General features: G+C 70.0%; 14 protein-coding genes. 8 read left to right on the top strand and 6 right to left on the bottom strand.

The window, feature by feature from the left end; all coding sequences use genetic code 11:
- The first annotated feature begins 50 nt into the window (after window positions 1-50).
- Window positions 51-332: a hypothetical protein gene (locus tag ACSVDD_RS09020; RefSeq protein WP_448188995.1), complete on the top strand. Its 282-nt coding sequence runs from the start codon at window positions 51-53 to the stop codon at window positions 330-332.
- Between the two features lie 50 nt (window positions 333-382).
- On the top strand, window positions 383-679 hold the full coding sequence (locus tag ACSVDD_RS09015; RefSeq protein WP_448188994.1) for a hypothetical protein: 297 nt from the start codon (window positions 383-385) through the stop codon (window positions 677-679).
- Window positions 680-704: 25 nt separating this feature from the next.
- On the opposite strand, the gene ACSVDD_RS09010 is transcribed toward ACSVDD_RS09015, so the two are convergent.
- Complete coding sequence (locus tag ACSVDD_RS09010) at window positions 705-1,643, bottom strand: LysR family transcriptional regulator (protein ID WP_448188993.1); 939 nt, start codon at window positions 1,641-1,643, stop codon at window positions 705-707.
- A 99-nt stretch (window positions 1,644-1,742) separates the two neighbouring features.
- Here ACSVDD_RS09010 and ACSVDD_RS09005 point away from each other — a divergent pair, with 99 nt between their 5' ends.
- Together ACSVDD_RS09005 and ACSVDD_RS09000 are read left to right on the top strand one after the other, a co-directional pair.
- Window positions 1,743-2,966 (top strand): MFS transporter, encoded by a 1,224-nt coding sequence (locus ACSVDD_RS09005; RefSeq protein WP_448188992.1) that lies wholly within the window; start codon window positions 1,743-1,745, stop codon window positions 2,964-2,966.
- Between the two features lie 373 nt (window positions 2,967-3,339).
- Window positions 3,340-3,687, top strand: a complete 348-nt coding sequence (locus ACSVDD_RS09000) for a DUF805 domain-containing protein (protein ID WP_448188991.1) — start codon at window positions 3,340-3,342, stop codon at window positions 3,685-3,687.
- A 213-nt stretch (window positions 3,688-3,900) separates the two neighbouring features.
- On the opposite strand, the gene ACSVDD_RS08995 is transcribed toward ACSVDD_RS09000, so the two are convergent.
- From ACSVDD_RS08995 to ACSVDD_RS08985, 3 genes are all read right to left on the bottom strand, one after another.
- Entirely contained in the window at window positions 3,901-6,549 is a 2,649-nt protein-coding gene (locus ACSVDD_RS08995) for a hybrid sensor histidine kinase/response regulator (protein WP_448188990.1), read from the bottom strand.
- Window positions 6,550-6,680: 131 nt separating this feature from the next.
- On the bottom strand, window positions 6,681-7,436 hold the full coding sequence (locus ACSVDD_RS08990; protein ID WP_448188989.1) for a family 16 glycosylhydrolase: 756 nt from the start codon (window positions 7,434-7,436) through the stop codon (window positions 6,681-6,683).
- A 92-nt stretch (window positions 7,437-7,528) separates the two neighbouring features.
- The gene (locus tag ACSVDD_RS08985) at window positions 7,529-8,401 is read right to left on the bottom strand and encodes a branched-chain amino acid aminotransferase (protein ID WP_448188988.1); all 873 of its coding nucleotides are present in this window, start codon (window positions 8,399-8,401) and stop codon (window positions 7,529-7,531) included.
- 90 nt (window positions 8,402-8,491) lie between these two features.
- On the opposite strand from ACSVDD_RS08985, the gene ACSVDD_RS08980 reads away from it, so the two are divergent.
- Window positions 8,492-9,004, top strand: a complete 513-nt coding sequence (locus tag ACSVDD_RS08980; protein WP_448188987.1) for a MarR family winged helix-turn-helix transcriptional regulator — start codon at window positions 8,492-8,494, stop codon at window positions 9,002-9,004.
- A 46-nt stretch (window positions 9,005-9,050) separates the two neighbouring features.
- On the opposite strand, the gene ACSVDD_RS08975 is transcribed toward ACSVDD_RS08980, so the two are convergent.
- Window positions 9,051-11,051, bottom strand: a complete 2,001-nt coding sequence (locus ACSVDD_RS08975; protein WP_448188986.1) for a methyl-accepting chemotaxis protein — start codon at window positions 11,049-11,051, stop codon at window positions 9,051-9,053.
- A 194-nt stretch (window positions 11,052-11,245) separates the two neighbouring features.
- Here ACSVDD_RS08975 and ACSVDD_RS08970 point away from each other — a divergent pair, with 194 nt between their 5' ends.
- Together ACSVDD_RS08970 and ACSVDD_RS08965 are read left to right on the top strand one after the other, a co-directional pair.
- Window positions 11,246-11,956, top strand: coding sequence for a response regulator (locus tag ACSVDD_RS08970; RefSeq protein WP_448188985.1), 711 nt, complete (start codon window positions 11,246-11,248; stop codon window positions 11,954-11,956).
- A complete protein-coding gene (locus tag ACSVDD_RS08965) occupies window positions 11,953-13,320 on the top strand; it encodes an ATP-binding protein (protein WP_448188984.1) in 1,368 nt (455 codons plus the stop codon). Before ACSVDD_RS08970 ends, ACSVDD_RS08965 begins: the two co-directional genes overlap by 4 nt.
- Window positions 13,321-13,355: 35 nt before the next feature.
- Here the strand turns inward: ACSVDD_RS08965 and ACSVDD_RS08960 are convergent, their stop codons facing one another.
- Window positions 13,356-13,682 (bottom strand): hypothetical protein, encoded by a 327-nt coding sequence (locus ACSVDD_RS08960; protein WP_448188983.1) that lies wholly within the window; start codon window positions 13,680-13,682, stop codon window positions 13,356-13,358.
- A 185-nt stretch (window positions 13,683-13,867) separates the two neighbouring features.
- Between ACSVDD_RS08960 and ACSVDD_RS08955 the strand changes: the two genes are divergently transcribed.
- Window positions 13,868-14,806 carry an L-lactate dehydrogenase gene (locus ACSVDD_RS08955; RefSeq protein WP_448188982.1) on the top strand — a complete coding sequence of 313 codons (939 nt, stop codon included), beginning with the start codon at window positions 13,868-13,870 and terminating at the stop codon, window positions 14,804-14,806.
- The last annotated feature ends 513 nt before the right edge of the window (window positions 14,807-15,319 follow it).

Raw genomic sequence — 15,319 nt, 5'->3', positions numbered from 1 at the left:
GTGGCGAGCCGATCCGCCGCCATCCGGGCGCCATGAAGGGAGCAGGTTCCATGAGCGCACGCACAGTCACCATCGCAGCCGTCGCGGCCGTGTTTCTGGCCGCCAGCGGTCCAGCGCAGGCGCAGACGCAGACCGTCACGAACACCATCGCGACCTACCTCCCGGTGACGCTGTGGACCATCACCGGGGCCGTGATCGGCGCCGTCGCGTGGCCCGGCCTCGCCGCCGGCACCATCGCCATCACGCCGATTGCCTCCACCGCGGCGCTCTGGAATCCGGGCGCGGCCGTCGGGGCGGTGGTCGGCGGCACCGGCTATCTGGCGACGCGCTAAAGCCCAAAGCGACACCCCCAACCACGCCTTCCGCACGGAGCCCGCTCACGATGAAGACGCGCTGCACCCACGCTCTTGTCGCCGCCGCGTTGGTCCTGGCCATCGCGGCGCCCGCGGCTGCGGCCTCTCCGGCCGTGCCGCCGGCTCCGCCGGAGACGCCGTTCGTGGCCAAGATGCTGCCGGTCGCGGCCGGCGCCCTCGTGGGCGCGGCGGCAGGCTTCTTCATTCTGCCGGTGCTTGCTCCGAGCGTCGCCGTCGCCGCGACCGTGGGGCCGCCGACCAGCCCCTTGTTCGGTCTGGCCGGCGCGGGTCTGGGCGCTTTGATCGGGACCCAGATCTCAAATTAGCGTCCATCAGGTCATTGCCGGCCGATCACGTCACCGCCGTGCCCAACGCCTCCGGCAGCGCGGCGCGCATGGTTTCGATGAAACGGCGCAGGCGTGCCGGATAGAAGCGTGCCGGCGGATAGACCAAGTACACCGGCAATGGCGCCGCCTGCCAATCCGGCGCCACATGGAGCAGCCGTCCGGCGGCCAACTCCTCACCAAGCGCCCAAGCCGACGCGATACCGGCACCCAGTCCCATCACGGCGGCGCTGCGCAACGCATAGAGGCCATCGGTCGATAGCCGCGGCCGTATGGGAAAGTGAACGGTCTCGCCGGTTTCAGCATGGGTCAGCACTACCTCGTCGCGGTAAAAGGTGTGCAGCGCCAGCCAAGGCAGACGCGCCAGCTCCGTTGGGTGCGCAGGAAGCGGTGCGCCGCCCAGCACCGCAGGCGCGGCTACCACGATGCGGGGAACCAGCCCCAGGCGCACCGCCACGACCGACGGATCGGGCACCTCGCCCACGCGGATGGCGCAATCGATGCCTTCGGCGATGAAATCCGGCATCCGGTCGTGGAGCAGCCATTCCACCGTCATGCGCGGATAGCGCTGCAAGTACGCCGCCAGCGGGCCAACGAGCTGCTGCTGCCCAAAGGCGTGCGGCGCCACCACACGCAACAGGCCGGCCGGCTCGTCACTGGCGCCGCGCATTTCGCTTTCCAGGACCTGCCAGTCGGCGATCAGCTCCTTGGCCCGCCCGTAGCACCGCGCGCCGTCGCTGGTGAGCTTCATCGTGTGAGTGGAGCGCTGCAACAGCCGCACGCCCAGCCACCGCTCCAGCGCCTGAAGCCGGCGGCTCACGGTGGGTTGGGTGCTGTTCAACTGCACCGCGGCGGCCGACAGGCTGCCGGCCTCGACGATGCGCACGAAGGTTTCCATCAACGCCATCCGGTCGGCACCGGCGGCCAGCAAGGCATCGGCTTTCATACGCCGAGTGTATAACGCATGTGCGCGGCTCGCGACTACCGATTGCCGGTTTCCAGCCTCATTATCCACCCCGTCGCCGCATTCAGAAGGGCTCCGCACATGTCTTCCATTCATACGGCGCATGCAACGCCAAGCACCGCCGACGCCGGCCTGCCTCAGTCGCTGGTGCTTCTGCTCGCCGGAGGCGCCGGGCTGGCGGTGGCCTCTCTCTATTACAGCCAGCCCATGCTGGGCGTGCTCGGCGCCGATTTCCACGCCGACGACCGCGTCGTGGGCTGGATACCGACTCTCACGCAGCTGGGCTATGCGCTTGGCATTCTGTTGCTGGCGCCGCTGGGCGATCGCTATGACCGGCGCCGCATCATCCTGGTCAAGACGGCTGCGCTGGGCGCGGGGCTTCTGCTGGCCGGGGCCGCACCTTCGATCGGCGTGCTGCTGGCCGCGAGTCTGGGGGTTGGATTGGCCGCCACGCTGGCGCAGGACCTCGTGCCGGCCGCAGCCACGCTGGCGGCACCCGCGCACCGCGGCAAGGTGGTGGGCTCGGTCATGACCGGGCTGTTGCTGGGCATTCTGCTGTCGCGGGTGGCGAGTGGCTTCGTGGCCGAACATTTCGGCTGGCGCGCCATGTTCGTGGGCGCCGCCATCGTCATTGCCCTGCTGGCAGCGGCGCTGTGGCGCGGCCTGCCGCGCTTTGCGCCGACCACGCAGCTTGCCTATGGTGCCTTGCTGGGATCGCTCGTCACGCTGTGGGGCCACCACCGCGCGCTGCGCCGCGCCGCACTGGCGCAGGGGTTGCTCTCGCTCGGCTTCAGCGCGTTCTGGTCGACGCTGGCGATGATGCTGTACGCCGAGCCCTTCCATCTGGGCGCGGCTGCGGCGGGGGCCTTTGGCTTGGCGGGCGCCGTGGGCGCGCTGGCCGCACCGGTGGCCGGCCGCATCGCCGACCGCCATGGGCCGGAACGCGTAACCCGTCTCGGCGCCGGGTTGGCCGCCGTGGCGTTCGCCGCCATGGCGCTCTCCCCCTGGGTGCCGCCGCAGGTCCAGCTGTGGCTCATCGGAGGCAGCGCCGTCGCCTTCGATCTGGGCATCCAAGCGTCCCTCATCGCGCATCAAACCATCGTTTACGGCATCGACCCCGCGGCGCGCAGCCGGCTGAACGCCGTGCTGATGGTGGGCGTGTTCGTCGGCATGGCAACCGGCTCCACGCTGGGCAGCCAGGCACTGGCCGCCTGGGGCTGGATGGGCGTTACCGCGGTGGCGACCGTCGCCGCGACCGCCGCACTGGGCGTGCGCCTGTGGCCCGGCGAACGGCGGGGGCGCTGAAGCAGGTGTCTTGGAGTGGAAAGCACCTCGCCTCCGGCAGCGCCCCAATTCACTTCAAGGGAGAAATGTTTTCGCCCCAAGCAATGCAGCCAAGCCACACACGGCCGATGCTGCCGCTTCGAGTATCCGGTGACATAACTTCAAATAAATCAAAATCTTATAGCCTTTTCAGCGCCAGCAACCCTATACTGCACCGGCAAACGGGCGGAGATTTCGCACCGAACACTAGCATTGACGGAAAGATCACGGAGTCAGCGCGGGCTAAAAACCCGCTGCTGCCGTATCATCCGCCCCAGATCGAGCACATCGGGCGGGAATGCTCCTTTCTTTCCGCGCCCACCCCATGCACCAACACACATTCAAGGACATAACCATGAGCATCACGACCCTTCTCTTCAGCTTCAGCGGGCGCGCGTCCCGCAAGCATTTCTGGCTGTTCATGATCGCCTATCTGGTGATCCTCGCCGTCGTCATGGGCGTCGATTCCGCCACCATGAATATGGAAGACCCCGGAGTGCCGTGGCTGAGCATCGCCGTGCTGGTGGTGTCGCTGTGGCCGGCGCTCGCCATTCAGGTGAAGCGCTGGCACGACCGCAACAAGTCGGGGTGGTGGATCCTGATCCAGCTCGTCCCGGCCATCGGGCCGCTCTGGGCGATCGTCGAGACCGGCTTCCTGGCCGGCACCCCGACCGAGAACCGCTTCGGCGCCCCGGTGGCGTAACACCAGATCAGTTTGCGCTTCATTTTTAAAGCCCCTCCCCCCTTGCGGGGGAGGGGTTGGGGAGAGGGGGAATTACCGGCGGCAGCCGGGAAAATAGTTCCTGGCCGCTTCGCGGCGCCACCCTCTCCCCAACCCCTCTCCCGTCAAGGGAGAGGGGCTTCACAATCAACCGAAGGGCGCTAAATTCCGCTGACGGGCGCCCATCAGCGGGCGTTACGCGTCCACCGCTTCCGCCTCCGCGCGCCGGACCTCGGCCAAGCGGCGGTTGATGGCCTCGACCAGAGCCTGCGGCGTGTAGGGTTTGTGGAAGATGGCGCAGGCCTCCATGGCGGCCTCCTCGGCGATGGTGGACTGGGTGTCGCCCGTCACCAGGATCGCCGGGATGAAGCGCTCGTAACGCGTCCGCGCGGCGCGGATGATGTCCAGGCCGGACGCGCCGTCCGGCAGGCGGAAGTCCGAGACGATCAGGTCCGGCATCCCACACTTCAGCGCCCACTCGGCCGAGCGCCAGTCGTTCGCCGCCGCCACGCGGAACCCCGCCCCCTCCAGGATCGAGGCCAGCGCCATGGCCTGCATGGGGTCGTCCTCGACCAGCAGCAGGCTGGCGCCCTCCACCATCGGGGCCGGCAGTTCGAGCGTGGGCTGCACCGCCACCGACGCGGGCGGCAGCAGCGGCACCGTCACCGAAAAGGCCGAGCCGCGATTCTCGCGCGAGCGCAGGCCCAGCCGATGCCCCAGCAGCTCCGCCGTGCGCGCGACGATCGCCAGCCCGAGGCCCATGCCCTTGCTGCGGTCGCGCTCGGGGTTGGAGAGCTGGCGGAACTCCTCGAAGATGACGTCGCGCATGGCCTCCGGCACGCCGCAGCCGGTGTCGTAGACCACCACCCGCACCGTCCGCCCACCGCGCCGCAGCCCCACGAGGATGCCGCCGGACGGCGTGTAGCGGATGGCGTTCGACACCAAATTGCGCAGGATGCGCTCCAGCAGCACCGGGTCGGACCTCGTGGCGCAGGGGAAGGTGCGGGCGCGCAGCATCAGGCCCTTGCGCTCGGCCTCCGGCGTCGTCTCGGCGGCGATGCGCGCCACCAGCTCGTCCAGGCGGAAGACCTGCCCAGCCACCGTCACCTTGCCGCTCTCCAGCGCCGCGAACTCCATGAGCCGGCCCAGCATGCGCTCGGTGCTGTCCAGCGCCTCGCCCATGCGGGTGGTCACGCGCACCAGCTTCGGATCGGTCGCCGCCTTCTCCATCAGCAGATACAGCAGCAGCCGCAGCGCCTGGATCGGCTGGCGCAGATCATGGCTGGCGGCGGCCAGAAAGCGGGTCTTGGCGTCGTTGGCGCGCTCCGCCGTGCGCTTGGCGCGCACGTGCTCGGTGACGTCGTAGGCGACGCCAGTCAGGCTCGCCACGGCGCCCTCCCCCGCCCCCGCCCCCTCTGCGCCGCGCGCCGGCTCAACGACGAGGTCGATGTGGCGCTTGTGCGGCTGGCCGGGGCGGCGGACGGTCACCTGGGCACGCTCACCACGGCCGCTCTCCCACACCCGGCGGAACAGATCGGTGAGCGCCGCCGCGGTCTCGGGCTCGAACAGTTCCTCGCTGCGGCGGCCGAGCACGGCGACCACCTCCAGCTCCATGAGCGGGGCGCTGACCCAGGTGTAGCGGAAGGCGGAATCCACCCGGAAGGCGATCAGCCGGCCGACCGTGGTCGCCAGACGGAAACCCTGCTCGGTGCGCTGGGCGTCGTCGCGCAGGCGGCGCTCGCGCTCGGCGGCGGCGGCGGCCAGCCGGCGGGCGGCGCGCTGCATGGCGGCCACCGCGGCGTTCACCTCGACCACCGGCGAGGCCGGCGCCTCGGGCACGGCGGTGTCCCGGTTCATGGCGTCGGCGGCGCGCACCAGCGCCACCATGGGCTGGACGATGCGCTGCCCGAGCACCAGCGCGAACCCGACCGAGAGCAGCAGCACCGCGGCGCTCGACACCAGACCGTAGGTCAGCGTGCGCCACAGCGCCGCGTCCATCACGTCCACCGGCGCGCCGAAGGCGAGCGTCCACGGCCCCAGGGACGAGTGTCGGAAGGTGACCTCCATCCGGTCGCCGTCGGCCCGGTCGCCGTTGGCGGCGCGGCCGGTCAGCGTGCCCTCGACGGCGGCGCGGCTGCCCTCGACGAACCAGCGCATCGCCGGCTTGCCGACGCTCTCCTCCAGATTGCGGGCGCGGGCGATGATGGTGCCGGCGCCGTCGACGATGGAGCCCTCCCAGCGCTCGGGCAGGCGCTGTTGCAGCAGCAGGTCGCCCAGCCGCTCGGGCAGGATGCCGGCGGCGAGCACGTAGGCCGCGGCGCCGCCGATGAACACCGGCGCCACGGCCTGCACCAGCGGGCGCTTGCCGCCGTCGCCGGCCAGCAGGTTGGAAACGGCCGGCGCGCCGGTGCGCAGGACGCGCTCGACCACCTCCAGTTCGGCGACGCGCGGCGGCGCCAGCGCCGGCTCCGGCGGCACGGTGAGCACCGGCTGGCCCGAAAGGTCGAGGAGCAGCAGCGAACTCCACTCCGGCCGCTCCATCAGCACGGCGGCGGCGGTGGCGCCGAAACGTTCGAAGTCCCCCTCGGCCAGGCTGCGGAGGTGGGCGAGCGTGCGCAGGGTGGCGAAGGACGCCTCGATCTGCTTGTCGAGCGCCAGGGTCAGCGCGCGGGTGGTCTCGACCATGCGCTGGCGGGTGTCGAGCCGGCGCGCCTCGGCATCGCGAACGATGAACCAGCCACCCATCACGATGAGCGGCAGCAACGCCCCGACCACGAGAAGCACGAGGTGCAGCCTGAGCGGCTTGGCGTGGCGCCCATGCGCCGGATTCGGGAGGGCGGTCATCGTTCGCCGTAACGGTCCATACAGCCTGCGCCGCAGTATGGGCCGGGCAATCGAACGCTGTCACCCCGCCAAAGGGCGGCTTTCGCCCCCCGCGACGAAAGGACCGGGGGAGCGCTGGCCGACGCGAAGGTTCAGTTGTTCAGCGAGGCAGCCGCCTCCTCGTAGCGCACCCAGGCGATTTCCGCCGTCAGCGGGGAGCCGGGGTAGCGGAATTCCTTGAGCCAGGGGCTGGCGCCGACGCCGTTCCACAGTTGCAGGTAGATCCGTCCGGGTGCCCGCGGCAGGTCGCGCGCAGCCCCCTGCACGCTGTGCACCGCCCGGCCGTCGACGAACCAGGTGATGCGGTCCGCACGCCGCTCGAAGCCGTAGGTGTGGAAGCCCTGGGCGGCGTCGAAGCCCAGATCGACCACCACGTCGCGGTGGCCGACGCCGTCTACCACATAGCCGAGCTCCAGCTTGGTGGTGTCCTTGCCGGCGATGCCCAGGGTGATCTCGTCCCACGGGTCGCCGAACGGGCGGCCGGTGTAGTTGGAGACGGTCGTCATCACCCCGTCGGCGCGGATCGCCTTCAGGTTCACGCTGTAGGTGCCGTAGCCGTAGGGCTGATGCGTGCGGTACTCGGCGCAGGCGTAGCGCTCGCCGGCGGCGGGCTGGTCGGTGATCGACAGCGCCAGACGGCCGTTGCGCAGGGCGAGGTTCCGGGCGCTCCAGCCGCAGCCCATGTAATGGCCGTTGCTCCAGCCGTCCGACCGTTGCCAGCGCGCCACGTCGAAGCGGTCGAAATGGTCCTCGAAGCTGCCGCCGACGCGGTCCAGCAGCGAGCCGGCGTGCGCCGCCGGTCCGAAGCCCAACGCCAGGAGAAGAAAAGCCGCCGTCCGTACCCGCATCGCCGCCTCCACCCGTGCCGAATTACCCGATATTGCGGGTGGGTCAGGGGCGAGACAACGGCGCGGACGGAGCGGCGGCTGCGGATAAGGGGCTACCCCCGAACCAGCGCGTCGTAGTCGCGGACCAGCGCTTCGCACACCGGACCCGGCGTGAAGCGGTGCTCGCCGATCTCGGAGACCGGGGTGACCTCGGCCGCGGTGCCGGTCAGGAACACCTCCTGCGCGTTCGCCAGTTCCTCGGGCCTGATGGCGCGCTCGATCACCTCGATGCCGCGCTTGCGGGCGAGGTCGATCACCGTGCGCCGGGTGATGCCGTCGAGGAAGCAGTCCGGCGTCGGCGTGTGGATCTTGCCGTCCATCACCAGGAACAGGTTGGCGCCGGTCGCCTCGGCCAGCAGCCCGCGGTAGTCGAGCATCACCGCGTCCTGATAGCCCTGGTCCTCCGCCGCGTGCTTGGACAGGGTGCAGATCATGTAGAGGCCGGCGGCCTTCGCCCTGGTCGGCGCGGTGTCCGGCGCCGGGCGGCGCCACGGCGCCCACATCAGGCGGATGCCGGCCATCTTCGCCTCCGGGCTGAAGTAGCTGGGCCAGTCCCACACGGCAATGGCGAGGTGAATCCGGCTCTGCTGCGCCGAAACGCCCATCACCTCGCTGCCGCGCCACGCCACCGGGCGCACGTAGGCGTCCTTCATCCCCATGGCGGCCACCGCCGCGTTGGTGGCGGCGTCGATCTCGGCCACCGAGTACGGGATCTCGAAGCCCAGCAGCTCCGCCGACTTGGCCAAACGGGCGCTGTGCTCCGTCAACTTGAAGACGGTGCCGTTGTAAACCCGCTCGCCTTCGAATACACAGCTTCCATAGTGCAGACCGTGCGTCAGCACGTGGATCTTGGCCTCCCGCCAAGGCACGAGCGCGCCGTCGAACCAGATCGCGCCGTCACGGTCGTCGAAAGGGATCATCGCCATGGGGGTCCACCTCTCCTTGCCTGAGCCGTTGGGTTCGTTTATGTCTGTATCACTGACCCATTCGTAACATCCGAACCAAACCACGTCAACATGGCTGACATAAAAGCAGGCGTGAACCAGCTGTTCCTGCGTGAGGAGGAGCTCCGCACCGGGATGGAGCTGCTGTTCTACGCGTACCGTGAGTTCACCGCGGAACCGGACGAGATCCTGGGCCAGCTCGGCTTCGGCCGGGCGCATCACCGGGTGATCTACTTCGTCGGCCGCCACCCCCGGATAACGGTGTCGGAGCTGCTGGCGATCCTCAAAATAACCAAGCAGAGCCTGTCGCGCGTGCTGGGCGAGCTGGTGCGGCAGGGGTTCATCACCCAGGCCACCGGCCTGCGCGACCGCCGCCAGCGCCTGCTGGAGCTGACCGAGAAGGGTGTGGAGCTGGAACGCCAGCTGTCGGAGACGCAGCGCCAGCGCATCGCCCGCGCCTACCGCATGGCAGGGGCCGAGGCGGTGCAGGGCTTCCGCAAGGTGATGATGGGCATGCTGGACGAGGAAGACCGCGGCAAGTTCGCCCCGCCGGCCGAGCCGCGGGTGGCGGGGGTGAAGCGGTAGAAGGCCTCCTGCGGCGATGACTCTCCTTCGCTTTTGACGCCCTCCCCTAAGCCGCCAGCGGCGTCCGGCCCTGCACCAGCGTCCGGAAGAACGCGCCGAACGCCTCCTGCGCGCGGGCGTCCAACTCGAACCGGACATGCAGTCCCTCGTGACCGTCGGCGAGGGTGCGGAACGCCAGCGGCTGCGCGAAGCCATCCAGCGACAGAGTGCCCCGCGCCCCTTCGGCCAGCGCCGCTCCACCGTCGATCAGCGCGCCACCCTCGGAAAGATTGCGCACGGTGACCGGCTGGCGGTTGCCGTCGACCGACACCTGAGCGGCGCGGTCGACGCGGTAGCGCGGCCGGCGGCGGCGGTCGGCGTCCTTGGTAGAGGTGCGCACCACCCGCACCAGCACGTGCTGGAGATCCTCAATGCTCTCGGCGACGCCGGCGGCGGTGGCGCGCACGCTGTCGGCGACCGAGCCGGTGGTGCGGGCGTCGACGGAAACCTCCTCGATGCGCGCCGAGACCTGCCGCGCCGCGTGCGCCGTCTCGGCCACATTGCGCGAGATCTCCAGCGTCGCCGCCGCCTGCTCCTCCACCGCCACGGCGATGGAGTTGGCAATGCCGTCGATCTGCATAATGTGCCCGCCGATCTCCGACACCGAGGACACCGCCGCGCCGGTAACCTCGCGCACCTGGGCGATCTGCGAGGCGATCTCCTCGGTGGCCCTGGCGGTCTGGGTGGCGAGCGCCTTCACCTCGCCAGCGACCACGGCGAAGCCCTTGCCCGCCTCGCCCGCCCGCGCCGCCTCGATGGTGGCGTTGAGCGCCAGCAGGTTGGTCTGGCTGGCAATGTCGGCGATCAGGTCGGCCACGTCACCGATGCGTCCCACCGCTTCGCTCAGCGACTGGATGGTCTGCTGCGTCACCTGGCTGCTGTCCACCGACAGGCGGGTGACGCCGCTGGCCTGCGCCACTTGACGGCCGATCTCCTGGATCGAGGTGGTGAGCTGTTCGGCGGCGGCGGCCACCGTCTCGACGTTGGCGAGCGCCTGCTGGGCAGCCGCCGCCACCTCCTGCGCGTTGTGGCCGACGCGCTGCGCCGCCGCGGTCATGCGCTCGGCGTCGCCGCTCATGGCGGCGGTGCGCGAGGCGACGGCGTTCACCGCGGTGCGGCTTTCCTGCTCGACCGTCGCCGCCATGCCCTCGAGCGCGGCCAGACGCTGCGCCTCGGCGGCGGCGCGCATGCGCTCCTGCTCGGCGCGCAGACCTTCGTTCTCTATGGACTGCTCGCGGAAACGGGCGACGGCACGGGCCATGGCGCCGATCTCGTCGCGGTTCTCAAGCGCCGGGACCTCCACCGCCGTGTTGCCGGCGGCCAACGCGTTCATCACACCGGTGATGCACACGATGGGCTTGGCGATCAGCGCCCGCGCCATGAACACCGCCAGCACGATGCCGGCCGTCACGCCGCCCAGGCCGATGCCGATCAGCAGGCTCAGCCAGTGGGCGCCGCTCTCCTCCAGCTCCTTGTGCAGGCGTTGCGACAGGCGCGAGGTCTCGTCGGCGAGAACCTCCAGTTCCTTGTTGAGCGCCTGACGGTTGGCGCGGTTGGTCTCGTTGTCGCCGACAGCGCGCGCAGCGGCCGCCCCCTGCTCGGAGCCGATACGCACCAGATCGCTGCGGAATCGGGCGAACTCCCCGGCACGGTCCTGGGCGGCGGCGAAGCGCGCCCGCTCGGACGGCGGCACCAGCGCTGCCCACTCGGCCAGCAGCCTTTCCATCGTCTTCAGGTTGCCCAGCAGCGGCTTGCCGTACTTCTGCGCCTCGGCGACGTCGGTAGCCATGTAGATGCCGCGCGAATCCATGACCACGGCGAGCGTCAGCCCATTGATCCGCTCGCTGAGCAGGGCGCGTTCGTCGGCGTTGCGAATCTCCTCGACCTTGGCCGAATAGACCGTCATGGCCATCACCCCCAGCCCGCCAACCGCCGCCGCGACGACCGACAGCAGGACGACCACCAGATAGACCTTGGCGGAAACCGACAAATTCCTGAAAACGCTCATGCGCTTCTCCGTCCGCTGAGGAAGGCCGGGCCGCCGGCTGGTCAACGGTCATACGCCAATGGTAGTACCACCGCATTAGCTTCGATATAATATAAAATTGTCAACACCATCCTGAATTCACCCGATGCGATGGGCGTCCGCTCCCGCGCCGCGCCTCTACCGTCCTGCCCTGCCGCCGCGCTATAGTCGCCGCCATGACCGAGGAAGAAGTCCAGTCCCTGCCCCACGTGCTGGTCGTCGACGACGACACCCGGCTGCGCGAGCTTTTGCGCAAGTACCTCGCCGGCAACGGCTTCCTGGTGACCACCGCGGCGGACGCGGCGGACGCGCGGGCCAAGCTGAAGAGCCTTGCCTTCGACCTCATCGTGCTCGACGTCATGATGCCGGGCGAGAGCGGGCTGGAACTGACCGAATGGCTGCGCCGCGACAGCAGCGCCATTCCCATCCTGCTGCTGACCGCGCGGGGCGAGCCCGACGACCGCATCGCCGGGCTGGAAGCCGGGGCCGACGACTACCTCGCCAAGCCGTTCCAGCCGCGCGAACTGGTGCTGCGCATCACCTCGATCCTGCGGCGGCAGGCCGCCAAGCCGCCCGACCCGCCGCCGGCCCAGCCCGTGCGCCTGGGGCCGCTCCTGTACCTGCCCGACCGCGACGAGCTGCGCAACGGCGACGAGGTGATCCGCCTGACCACCGCCGAGGCGGGGCTGCTGCGCGTGCTGGCCGGCCAGCCCGGCGTCACCTTCACCCGCGAGGAGTTGACCGAGCGCTCCAAGGTCGTCGGCAACGCCCGCACCATCGACGTGCAGGTGACCCGCCTCAGGCGCAAGATCGAACCCGACCCGCGCGAGCCGCGCTATCTGCACACCGTGCGCGGCGAGGGCTATGTGCTGAGGCCCGACGCATGACGGCGCCCGCCGATACGGCGGCACGCACGTCGGTGCCGTCCGCCGGGGCGCCGTCGGGGTTGAAGCGCTTCCTGCCGCGCACGCTGTTCGCGCGCTCGCTGCTGATCATCGTGACGCCGGTGATCCTGGCCCAGGCGGTGGCGACCTGGATCTTCTACGACCGTCACTGGGACACCATGGCCAACCGGCTCGCCAACGCGGTGGCCGGCGACATCGCCATGGTGGTGGAGATGCTGGAACGCGACCCCACCCCGGAGGGCCGGCAGCGCACCATCGCCATGACGGCGCGCAGCAGCGACCTGATCGTCACCATCGAGCCCGGCCGCACGCTGGGCGAACCGACCCGCAAGCTGCGCGGCACGCTGGAGACGACGCTGGGCCAGGCGCTGAACGAGCGCGTGCACCGCCCCTTCACCATCAACACCGAAGTGGCGCGGGAGTGGTACGAGATCCGCGTGCAGACGCCCGAGGGCGTGCTGTCGGTGATGTCGCCGGAACGCCGGCTGTTCAGCCCGACCACCTACATCTTCATCCTGTGGATGGTCGGCTCGGCGCTGGTGCTGTTCGCCATCGCCATCGTCTTCATGCGCAACCAGATCCGGCCGATCCGCCGCCTCGCCGTCGCCGCGGACAGCTTCGGCAAGGGGCGCGACGTGCCCAACTTCAAGCCGGAGGGCGCCCAGGAGGTGCGGCAGGCGGCCAGCGCCTTTTTAAAGATGCGCGAGCGCATCCAGCGCCAGATCACCCAGCGCACGGAGATGCTGGCGGGGGTGAGCCACGATCTGCGCACGCCGCTGACCCGCATGAAGCTGGCGCTCGACATGCTGGGCGAGGGGCCGGAGGTCGAGGAGCTGATGACCGACGTTTCCGAGATGGAAACGATGATCGAGGGCTATCTCGCCTTCGCCCGCGGCGAGGGGACCGAGGCGGTGCAGCCCACCGACCTGACGCGCCTGCTGAACGAGGTGGTCGCCGGGGTACGGCGCGAGGGTGCCGACGTCAGCCTGACCGTGCCGGAGGAGAATCTGGCGCTGCCGCTGCGCCCCAACGCGTTCCGCCGCTGTCTGGCGAACCTTCTGGCCAACGCGCGGCGCCACGCCGGCCGCATCTGGGTCACCGCGCAGCGCCGCCGCAACCTGATCGAGATCGTCATCGACGACGACGGGCCGGGCATTCCGGCGCGGTCGCGCGACGATGTGTTCAAGCCGTTCTTCCGGATTGAAACCTCACGCAACAAGGCCACCGGCGGCGCCGGGCTGGGGCTGACCATCGCGCGCGACGTGGTGCACAGCCACGGCGGCGACGTCACCCTGTCCGACAGCCCGCACGGCGGCCTGCGCGTGCTGGTCCGCCTGCCGGTGTGAGGGCCGGTTGTGAGGGCCGGTTGTTAGCCGGCGGCTCAGCGGAACGGTATGTAGACGCCGAGATTGACGCCGGCCGGGGCCGGGTAGACGACGCGCGGCGGCGGAGGCGGTGCATAGACCACGGCGGGCGGCTGGTCGTAGTAGTAGCCCGGCGGCGGCGCGTAGACCACCCGCGGCGGCGGGGGTGGCACGACGACGACCGGCGGCGCGTAGTAGCCGCGCCAGTCACGGTCGTGGTGATGCCGGTGGTGCCCGCGCCCGTACTCCCAGGAATCGGCGTGCGCCGCCGCCGGCAGCGCCAGCGCGAGAACCGCGGCCACCGCGCCGGCCGCCAAGGCCCGATATCCAGAACTCTTCGACATGGTCTTCCTACCCGTGTGCCGATGCGGGGACAGGCCCCGGTAATAGCACGAACACGGGGCTTCGATCTTTATTCCCGTTCGGGCGGGGTAGCCGGAAATCGCCGCGCCGGCCGTGCCCTTGTCAGGGGCGGGAAGTCGCCGCATCCTTGTTCGGTCGCAACCAACCCGAAGTCGGGAGACCATCCATGAAGGTCGGAATCGTCGGGGCCGGATTCGTCGGCAGCACGGCCGGGTTCGCCATGGTGATGACCGGGGCCGCCAGCGAGATCGTGCTGGTGGACGCCAATCCGGCGCTGGCGCTGGCCCAGGCGGACGACATCGCGCACGCCATTCCCTTCGCCCACGCCGCCGTCGTGCGCCCCGGCGATTATGCCGATCTGGCCGGGGCCGGCGTGGTGGTGCTGGCGGCCGGGGCCGGGCAGAAGCCGGGCGAGACGCGGCTGCAACTGCTGGAACGCAACGCGCGGATCTACGCCGACATCATCCCCAAGGCGCTGGCCGCGGCACCCGACGCCGTGCTGCTGGTGGCGAGCAACCCGGTGGACGTGATGACGCAGATCGCCACCCGCATCTCTGGCTTGGCCCCGGGGCGGGTCGTCGGTTCGGGCACCATCCTGGACACCGCGCGGTTCCGGGCGCTGCTGGGGGCGCGGCTCGGGCTGACGCCGCGCTCGGTGCACGCGGTGGTGGTCGGCGAGCACGGGGATTCCGAGGTGCTGCTGTGGTCCGTCGCCAGCGCCGCCGGGTTGCCGGTCGAGGCGTTCGCGGCGCAGACCGGCCGGCCGATGACCGCCGAGGACCGCGCCTCCATCGACGAGGGCGTCCGCCGCGCCGCCTACCGCATCATCGAGGGCAAGGGCCACACCGCCTTCGGCATCGGCGGCGGGCTGGCGCGGCTGGTGGCGGCGATCCGCGGCGACGAGCGCGCGGTCATCACCTGCTCGATCCTCAACGCCGAGGTGGTCGGCGTGCCGGAGGTGGCGCTGTCGCTGCCGCGCGTGGTGGGGGCCGGCGGCGTGCTGGGCACCGTCATGCCGCCGCTCACCCCCGACGAGGAGGCCGCGCTGAAGCGCAGCGCCGAGATCCTCAAGGCGGCGGCGACCTCGGTGGAGAGCGCGCTTTAGATCGGATTACGATCCGATCTGGACCGCGACTGCGGTCCCGGGCGCGCGTGCGCCAGAAGCCTGGCCTCTCGGCCAATCCGGAGGATTGGCCTGACGGCGGCAGGCGGATGCCAAAGGCATCCGCTGAGAGCCGGCGTGTGAGGCCATATGAAGCTAAAGCGGATCACAATCCGCTTTAGGAGCCCTCCCCCCGATGGGGGAGGTTTTGCCGGAATCGTCCGACCATTGGTGGACTGTGCGGCGAAACAACCCGTTTGGTATCTTACCGATTGGGTAGGAAACGTACGCCTTCCCGGTCAGAGAGCGGGTACACGAACGATATTCGCGGCGAACGCGGCATCTCAAGGCGCGATCAAAACGCCGCAAGTATGGGTATGAACGACATTCGGGGCTTTGCGGCTTCCGAATGCTTCGACGCATGCCCACGGCCTCGCTCATTTTCTGTCCGGCACCACGCGCATACGGTCCGACCCGTCGACGGCCAATGGGCATGACGAGACGAGGTCCGAACAG

Source organism: Azospirillum terrae (assembly GCF_053470425.1).
This window is presented reverse-complemented; position numbering and strand designations above follow the sequence as displayed.